Source organism: Brevibacterium permense, assembly GCF_013280495.1.
GTDB lineage: Bacteria > Actinomycetota > Actinomycetes > Actinomycetales > Brevibacteriaceae > Brevibacterium > Brevibacterium permense.
In genome coordinates this window covers 290,955-299,610 of sequence record NZ_JABSSX010000005.1, presented here as the reverse complement: position 1 = coordinate 299,610, position 8,656 = coordinate 290,955, and the positions used below count along the sequence as shown (strand labels likewise).

General features: G+C 64.5%; 7 protein-coding genes. 3 read left to right on the top strand and 4 right to left on the bottom strand.

The window, feature by feature from the left end; translation table 11 throughout:
- Window positions 1-119: 119 nt before the first annotated feature.
- Complete coding sequence (locus HK353_RS09950) at window positions 120-995, bottom strand: LysR family transcriptional regulator (RefSeq protein WP_173155708.1); 876 nt, start codon at window positions 993-995, stop codon at window positions 120-122.
- Window positions 996-1,135: 140 nt separating this feature from the next.
- Between HK353_RS09950 and mmsB the strand changes: the two genes are divergently transcribed.
- The 3 genes from mmsB (at window position 1,136) to HK353_RS09935 (ending at window position 4,950) form a co-directional block, all read left to right on the top strand.
- Window positions 1,136-2,041, top strand: coding sequence for a 3-hydroxyisobutyrate dehydrogenase (gene mmsB / locus HK353_RS09945; RefSeq protein WP_173155706.1), 906 nt, complete (start codon window positions 1,136-1,138; stop codon window positions 2,039-2,041).
- A gap of 55 nt (window positions 2,042-2,096) precedes the next feature.
- On the top strand, window positions 2,097-2,837 hold the full coding sequence (locus HK353_RS09940) for a YggS family pyridoxal phosphate-dependent enzyme (RefSeq protein ID WP_173155704.1): 741 nt from the start codon (window positions 2,097-2,099) through the stop codon (window positions 2,835-2,837).
- Between the two features lie 178 nt (window positions 2,838-3,015).
- The gene (locus HK353_RS09935) at window positions 3,016-4,950 is read left to right on the top strand and encodes an NHL domain-containing thioredoxin family protein (protein WP_173155702.1); all 1,935 of its coding nucleotides are present in this window, start codon (window positions 3,016-3,018) and stop codon (window positions 4,948-4,950) included.
- 201 nt (window positions 4,951-5,151) lie between these two features.
- Here the strand turns inward: HK353_RS09935 and HK353_RS09930 are convergent, their stop codons facing one another.
- The 3 genes from HK353_RS09930 to HK353_RS09920 all read right to left on the bottom strand — a co-directional run bounded on the left by HK353_RS09930 (window position 5,152) and on the right by HK353_RS09920 (window position 8,656).
- Window positions 5,152-6,201, bottom strand: a complete 1,050-nt coding sequence (locus HK353_RS09930; protein ID WP_173155700.1) for a hypothetical protein — start codon at window positions 6,199-6,201, stop codon at window positions 5,152-5,154.
- Between the two features lie 271 nt (window positions 6,202-6,472).
- Window positions 6,473-7,432, bottom strand: a complete 960-nt coding sequence (locus HK353_RS09925) for a hypothetical protein (protein WP_173155698.1) — start codon at window positions 7,430-7,432, stop codon at window positions 6,473-6,475.
- Window positions 7,433-7,495: 63 nt separating this feature from the next.
- A complete protein-coding gene (locus HK353_RS09920) occupies window positions 7,496-8,656 on the bottom strand; it encodes an ABC transporter (RefSeq protein WP_173155696.1) in 1,161 nt (386 codons plus the stop codon).

Here is an 8,656-nt window from a genome sequence, read left to right as displayed (position 1 = left end):
TTGGTGATCAGACAGTCCTGACGCATGGAATGGTCCCTTCAAGTTGGTTTGTGTTGATCACAGTCCAACTTTCGGGGACCACTCCAGCGCGAGGTTGCTGGGCCGCCGTCAGGTAGCAATTAGAGGGATTCTAGGACTTTGCGGACTCCGGCGTTGCGCAGGGACTCGTGGCGGACCGAGGCCCAATACGACACCTGTTTGGAGAACAGCTCGGGCAGCACCTGCACCAAGCGGGAATTGCCGTGGGCGAGGAAGTCGGGCAGGATGCCGATCCCGGCCCCGTGCGAGGTCGCGAGCACATGTGCATGCACCGAAGTTGACCGAAAGAATCCCTTCCCGCGCGGAAGTGCGTCGGCCGCCTCGTCGAGATCATCGACGCGCAGCGAATTCTCGATGTAGTAGACCATCCGGTGGTCGGCCAGATCATCCAGCGACTGCGGCATCGGATGCGAGGCGATGTAATCCTGCGAAGCGTAGAGCAGGAGCCGGTAGTCGCGGATGTGCTTGGCGATCGAGCGTGGGGCATCCGGACGCCCCACGACGATCTCGATATCGACGCCCGACCGATATTGCCGGGCCCGCTGCGTAGCGGTGATCAGTTCGATCTGCAGTCCCGGGTGCTGTCCCTGCAGTGTGGTGAGAGCCGGAACGGCGAACTCAAGGGCGAAGGCCTGCGGGCACGCCAGCCGGATCGTTCCTGACAGAGCAGAATTCGAATGCGCATCGATGCGCCCCAGAGCGGCCTCGATGTCTTCGGCGATCGGCAGCAGCTGACGTCCGGCGGCGCTGAGCTCCCACCCGTCGGGCGAGGCCACGAGCACGCGATCGCCGTATGCCTTCTCAAGTGCGGCGATGCGCCTGGAGACGGTCGTGTGGTTGAGGCCGAGGCTGTGTGCCGCGGCCGTGAACTTCCCCAGCCGGGCGACGGCGAGCAGAGTCAGCAGATCCTCGGGGGCGATCTGCGGACCGGAACTGCCAGGTGCATAGGAAGTCATAGTGACCTCATTCTATCTGCGTACGCGCACATAACCGGTGCGGAAGAGGTGAGGCTCCCCGCCGGGCTTCGGACGATCGACTGGCGTACTGTGAGAGGGAACACGTAAGAGTTGCTGAACATTATGCGAGGAGGCATATTATGTCGACTATTGGATGGGTTGGCCTGGGAAATATGGGCCGCCCGATGACTGCGAACCTGGTCAAGGCCGGTCACACCGTCAACGGATTCGATCTCGTCCCCGAGGCCGTGGACGCAGCCGCGAAGAACGGGGTGAACCCCGTGAGTTCCATCGCCGAGGCGGTCGCCGGTGCCGATATCGTCTTCACGATGCTGCCCAAGGGCGAGCACGCTCGCACCGCATACCTCGAGCCCGACGGCGTCCTGGTCAACGCGGACCAGAAGACCCTCCTCATCGATTCCTCGACGATCGACTTCGATTCGGCCCGCCTCCTCCACTCCGAGGCAAAGAAGGCAGGCTTCCGCCTCATCGACGGTCCCGTCTCCGGCGGCGTCACCGGCGCCGAGGCCGGCACCCTGACCTTCATGCTCGGCGGCGACGACGCCGACATCGAAGAGGCCCGACCCGTCATCGAGGCGATGGCCGGGAACATCTTCCACGCTGGCGGTGACGCCGCAGGTCAGGCCGCGAAGATCGTCAACAACATGATGCTCTCGATCAGCCTTCAGGGTGTCGTCGAAGGCGCTGTGCTGGCAGAACGCTTCGGCCTCGATCCGAAGGTCTTCCACGATATTGCAAAGGTGTCCTCCGGCGACTCATGGCCGCTGCGGACCTGGTATCCGGTGCCCGGTGTGACCACCACGGCCGCGGCGAACAACGAGTTCAAACCCGGCTTCGCCACCGCACTCATGCACAAGGACGTCGGCCTCGCCCTCGCCGGCGCCGAGACCCAGGGTGTCGACCTCCCGGCGGCCACCCTCGTCCATGCACAGCTGCAGAAGCTCATTGACGAAGACCTCGGCGGACTCGACACCTCCGCGCTGATCAAGAACATCGACCCGAACGCCGAGGGTCTGCCGAAGTAAGTTCGCACAGCAGGTCCGACCTGAAACTTCCGGGGTCTCGTGGAAGACTGGAGACATGACTACGTCTGATTCCCCTTCCTCGCTGACCCCGGATGTCGTTGCAGCCATCACCGGCAAACTCGACGAGGTGGCCGACCGTGCCCGTGTCGCTGCCGAGGCGAGCGGCCGCAGCGGTGACGACGTGCGCGTGCTGCTGGCCACGAAGACGCAGCCGGCGGAGAAGATCCGCGTCGCACTCGAGCACGGGTTCACCCTCATCGGCGAAAACAAGGTGCAGGAGATCACCGGCAAGGCCGAGGCTCTCGCAGACCTCGAGCCCGAGACCCACCTCATCGGACCCCTGCAGAAGAACAAGGTCAATCACACACTGCGGCACGCGCACTGCATCCAGTCCGTCGACAACTTCCCGCTGGCGGAGAAGATCAACAACCGTCTCGACGTCCTCGATGAGACCATCGATTACCTCATCCAGGTCAACACCTCCCGCGAAGACTCGAAGTTCGGTGTCGCGCCCGAAGACGCCGAGGAGCTCATCACCGCGACCCGGGAGCTCGGACGGATGCGGCTGCGCGGACTCATGACGGTCGGCCTGCCCGGCAGCAGTCCCGAAGAGATCCGCCCCAGCTACTCCGACCTGCGCGAACTCAGCGAGAAGCTGCGCGGAGCCGGGGTCATGCCCGCCGAGGCGACCGAGCTGTCGATGGGCATGAGCAACGACTTCGAACTCGCCATCGGCGAAGGCGCCACGATCGTCCGAGTCGGCTCGAGCATCTTCGGCGCCCGCGACTACACCTGAACGACAGACCCTTCCGCTGCTGATCGGCAGCTGCCGAAACCAACGCCGAACCGACCGCAGTCGGAACCGGCACCGGTCTGCATGCGGACAGAGCCAACGCCGAGCCCGGCGCGAGCGGAATTGTCACACAATGACACCGGGGAGTCCGCCTCGGTGGGGGATCTGCGATCATGGAACCATGAACAGCAGTCCAGAATTCTCCGCGTCAGCCACCTCGTCGGCACGGGACGTCAAGGTCCGTGCGCCCGAACTCGTCGGCCGCCGATGGATGAACTCCGGCGGCAAGGATCTGACCCTGGCCGACCTGCGCGGAAAGGTCGTTCTCCTCGACTTCTGGACCTTCTGCTGCATCAATTGCCTCCACGTCCTCGACGAACTGCGCCCGTTGGAGGAGAAGTACTCCAAAGAACTCGTCATCATCGGCGTGCACTCGCCGAAATTCGAGTTCGAACGCACCGTCGAAGCAGTCGACCAGGCCGTGGAACGGTACCAGGTCGAGCACCTCGTCCTCGACGACCCCGACCTCGTCACCTGGCAGGCCTACACCGCCCGCGCCTGGCCGACGCTGGCCGTCATCGACCCAGAGGGCTACCTTGTAGCGACCATGTCCGGTGAAGGCCACGCGGCCGGTCTCACCGAGATCATCGAGGGCCTCATCGAAGAGCACTCGGCCAAGGGCACCCTCCACTCCGGCGACGGACCCTACGTTCCGCCGCCGGCCCCGGAGACAGACCTGTTCTACCCCGGAAAGGCCACCCGGCTGCCCTCGGGCCACCTCATCGTCGCCGATTCCGGACACCACAGCCTCGTCGAATACGACGACGATGCGGCCTCGATCATCCGCCGTATCGGCACCGGTGAGCGCGGCGCGGACGACGGCGACTTCGCCTCGGCGAGCTTCAGCGAACCCGGCGGAATCACCGTGCTGCCTGCCGACCTGGCGGCCGAAGCCGGCTACGACCTCGTCGTCGCCGACACCGTCAACCACACCCTGCGCGGGATCGACCTGACGAACGAGACGGTCACGACCATCGCCGGCACCGGTGAACAGCACATGGTCGGTGCCATCGACAACGTCCGCGGCAAGCCTGGTGAGCTGGGACGATACGACGGACCCGCGCGTGATGTCAAGCTGTCGTCGCCGTGGGATGTCCTCTTCGTCCCCTCCACCGCCGAGGTGGTCGTGGCGATGGCAGGCAACCACACCATCTGGTCTTTCGATCCGAAGGACGGCACGATCCGCATCCTCTCGGGCACGATGAACGAGGGCCTGGTCGACGGCGACGGCGAGTCAGCCTGGTTCGCCCAATCCTCCGGTCTCGACCTCGGGCCAGCGGGCGAGGTGTTCGTTGCCGACTCCGAGACCTCGGCGATCCGCCGCCTCGACCCCGCCACAGGTGAGGTGTCCTCGCTGGTGGGCGTCGGACTCTTCGACTTCGGCTTCCGCGACGGACCGGCCGCCGAAGCCCGCCTGCAGCACCCGCTGGGAGTGCGCAGCCTGCCTGACGGATCGGTCGCGATCGCCGACACCTACAACGGTGCGATCCGCCGCTTCGACCCGAGGACCGAGGAAGTCACGACCCTGGCGCGCGGCCTGCGCGAACCCTCGGACATCGTCCTCATCGACAACGAAGGCACCCCCGATGACGCCGAACTCATCGTCGTCGAGTCCGCCGCACACGCACTCACCCGGGTGAAGCTGCCCAAGGACGCCCAGAAGGTCGACGAAGGCGCATTGACCACGAAGCGCCCTTCGACGGAGGTCGCCTCCGGTCCGGTGTCGCTGACCGTGAGCTTCACTGTCCCGGCTGGTCAGAAGCTCGACGACCGGTGGGGTGATCCCACGTTCCTGCAGGTGTCTGCGACGCCGTCGGAACTCATCTCCTCAGGCGAAGGCGGAGCCGAGGGGCTCAGCAGAGATATCGTCATCAATCCCGAGTTCACCGAGGGAGTGCTGCACGTGACAGCGCGTGCTGCAGCCTGCGACGGTGAGCCCGGGGGAGAGATCCCGCTGCACGCGGCCTGTCACCTCTACCAGCAGGATTGGGGCATCCCCGTCGAGCTCGTGGATTCGGCCCCGAACGCACTCACCCTCGACCTCCGCGGCGCCTGAGCGCTCGGCCACCGGAACGAGGGCCGCTGTCGATCAGGTGGACGGTCATCGCTGAAAGCCCATGCACGGAGATTGTTGGGTCGATCCACGGTGTTTTCGGCGTTCTGAACGCCGTGGATCGACCCAACAATCGGCGGATTCGCCCCTTAGCCCGCCGTGCCCAGTTGGGGTCGGGTTGCATGGACGGCCCTGGATGGCTGCTCAGCCGAGGTGGATCGCCAGAATATGCTTGAACGTGCCCATGTCTGTTCGCTTCGAGACCCGAAGGACCACCCATCCTTCGGCCTCCAGCAGCTGCCGACGCTCGATGTCGGCGCCGAACTGGTACGACGAGGTTCTGTGATGGTCACCTTCGTATTCGATGGCGAGCTTGATGTCGGGGTATCCGAGGTCAGGGCGGAGAGTCGCCGAGACCGTCGAACACTTCACTTCCGGGTGAACTTCCGGTTCTGGAAATCCGTTCGCGATGATCCACAGTCGCAACCACGTTTCACGCGGAGAATCCACTGTCTCGCGGATCAGTGACAACGCCCGCCGCACCGATTTTCGCGCTTTGAGGTACTGGCTTGCGGCGGCCTTTTCCCGAAGCTGATCGAGACTGGTGAGCGGACCACTGTTCTGTCTGCTGATGGCCGCATCACCCAGCGCAATCAGATCGGCTTCGCTGATCAGCGGGGCGAGTTCGAAGAACAGATCTGTGGCTGAAACCAGCGGCAGATTGTAGAACTCAGTGATGTCGAAGCCGGATCCTCGGTGGAGCTGCACGGCTTTTCGCCGAATTCGCCGACCTCGATTGTCGCTGATGACGTGGGTGTCGAAGTCCTTGCGACGGCTAGGCAGTGGCAGCCCGTAGAGTGCAGCCGCAGTCAGCGAACATCCGATGACATTCGGGTGCAAGAGCAGGAGAGCTGAAAGTCTCACTTGTTGTAGTAACCACTTCTGATCCGCCCACGGCGGGCAGAGAACGCGAGAGCTGGGATCGGCTTCAACCCAGACACCCCGGAAGACCTGTAAGAAGCGAGACTGGTCCTTCAGCGCGAATTCCGTGAGCCCGCGCGCTTCGAGATCGCTGTGCATAAAAGGGACGGGAGCCGTCTGGAAATCGGCAGGCGACCGAATTGTTCTGCGCATAACAGACATGATTGTCCGCGCACCGTGAATAGTGAACGCGTCTGAATGCGACTGTGGACACTTTCCGTCGGTCCTCAGGAATCGGCGCGAGAGTGCAGAGATCGCCCCGGCCTTAGCCATCGCTGGCGAATCCACGGCCCGGTCGTATTTTGCAGCAACCGTGCGCGGAGTTCATCCACAGGAAAGAATGGGTGAGTGGGCTCCTTGATTCACGTTTGAAGCCCCTCGCCGTGCGATTGTTGGGTCGATCCGCGGTGGTTTCGTCGCCCTGAACGCCGTGGATCGACCCAACAATCACTGTGGCAAGGAGAATCGCGAGAGGCGCATCCGTCGGAGGTCCGGACCCGGGCATGTGGAGTCGGACGGGGGCCTCAGCTGGAGGAGCGCCCCCTCAGGCGATGGTGACGTCGCCGAGGCGGCGCGGTTCGAAGCTCACCTGTGAGGACTTGACGACCACCGAGCCGCCGAGGACGAAGGAGAGCTTCTCGTCGAAGTCGTGTTCGGCAGCGGTGACGATGTCCCGGTAGCGTCCCTTGACCCGCACCTCGACCGTCGAGGGAGTGAGTTCGAGATCGCTGCCGGACGAGGTCAGCCCGATCTGCGGACTGCGCTCGAGCGACCAGGAGACATCGCCGATGATCTCATTGTCCGTGTCGTAGCCGAAGACGCAGCCGGCCGGCATGAGCGTCTTCGACTTCATGCAGTCCTGCAGATGGTCGGTGACCTGCTCCTCCACGGTCTGCTCGAGCTTGGCCGTGGGTTCGGGCGAGAGCTTCACGGTGGGGGAGTCGCCGGGGGCGGTCACCTCGGTGCGTTGGGATCGCGACTTCAGATACGTCGCATCGAAACCGACGAGGTAGCTCGCCGGGAACAGCACGGGCACACTTCCCGTGCTGACCCCGTATCCGTTGACCGTCGCCGTTGACGAACCGGAGACGTCCAGGGTCAGCGTCGGCCATTCCTCCTGTTCGATGGCCCAGCGGTTGAAGAGTCCCGCGCTGGCAGGCAGGCGGACCATGTTGAGATCGACGGTCTGCTCCTGCGAGGAAAGATTGTAGCTGAGGCTGACCTTCGCGTGATCGCCGTCGACGGAGACGGTCTCGGCCTCGGGCTCGCGCGGAAGGTCGGGAGCCGCCGAGAGCACCTCGTCACTGAGCGCCAAGGTCGACGACGGAGTCGGTGTGGACAGGTAGGAGAAGGCACTCTGCGCATCGCCGCGTTCGATCGCCGAGATATAGGATTCGGCGGCTCGCGCGGGCGTGTAGACGGTGAAGTTGAGGAGGGGGACCGCTGCCACTGTGAGGACGACGACCGTCAGCGCTGAGATCAGAAGTCTGCGCGACGTTCGCATGGCGCTCCTGATTCGGTTGGGGACTTGAGGGGACTGGGCAGTTCTCAGTCTATCTGTCGCGGATCACTCGACCGGGTAGGCATGCAGGGCAGAGGTGTCGACCTCGACGAAGACATGAGTGCCGACCTTGACGTTGGTGCGCAGTTCGGAGATCGTCGCGCCGAGGCCCGGGTGCAGGACTCCGAATCCGATGGCCGGCTTTTTGCCCGCGTCTGACTCGGCGTTCGCCGCGGAATCCTCAGCCGGTTCGGCGGATGCGTCGGACTTCATCGAATCCGTCGGATCCGGCTGCGTTCTCGGCACTCCGGCGAGGTCGGCGAGGTCGACGTCGAGGGCGAGTCCCATCTCCGTGTCGACTGGTGAGAGCTTCGCCTGCAGACAGGAACCGCGATCGCGCAGTCCCGTGACGATGGCTTCGAACACCGTCGCCGAGGTGAACGCCGCGTCGTGTTCGTCCAGTGACAGGAGGGCGGCACGCCACCCGAGGGTGACGAACACCTTCCCGTCGAGTTCGGTGCGGGCGCGCACGGCCGAATGGCCGATGGACAGCCATCCCTTCCGGGCCAGCCCGGAATAGACATTGACGCCGCTGAGCTCGGCCGGCAGCGAACCGCGCGGTTCGGTGACGATCTGCTCCAAGGAGCCGAGCGCGACGAGTTGGTCCTTTTCGATATCGGCCACCCCCGCCTCGGCGATGGTGTGGTCGGTCAGCGAATTCGAGCTGAAGACGACACCGCGGCCCTCCTGGGCGACGAGTTCGGCGAAGCGACCCCGCAGCCCGGTGCGCAGATGGCCGGGGACCGAACCGAACGGGTCGATGAGAGCCAGCCACTTCGCGCCGCTCGCCCAGGCCGCGGCAAGGGCGAGGCGGGCACGATCGGTCGCGTCGAGGTCGTCGAGACGACTGCGCAGCACATCGGGACGCAGTCCGAATGATGTCAATGCAGCCGATGGATCCGCTGCCGATGCCGCCTCCCCAGATCCGGCATCGGCTTCGCGAAGATAGCTCTTCATCCAGCTGCGCACACGCAAGCGACCCGACCGGCGTCCGGTCGGGAAGCGTGGTGGTGGTGCGACGTGGGGCAGGGCCGCCGCGGACAGCACCACTGAGGTGGTGCTGTCCGGGCTGCCCATGAGTCCGAGCATTGTCCCTGCTCGCAGACGTCCGAGGTCGATCTCGCGTCCGTCGAGCTGCAGCCCCGCGAGGGACAATTCATCGTTCAA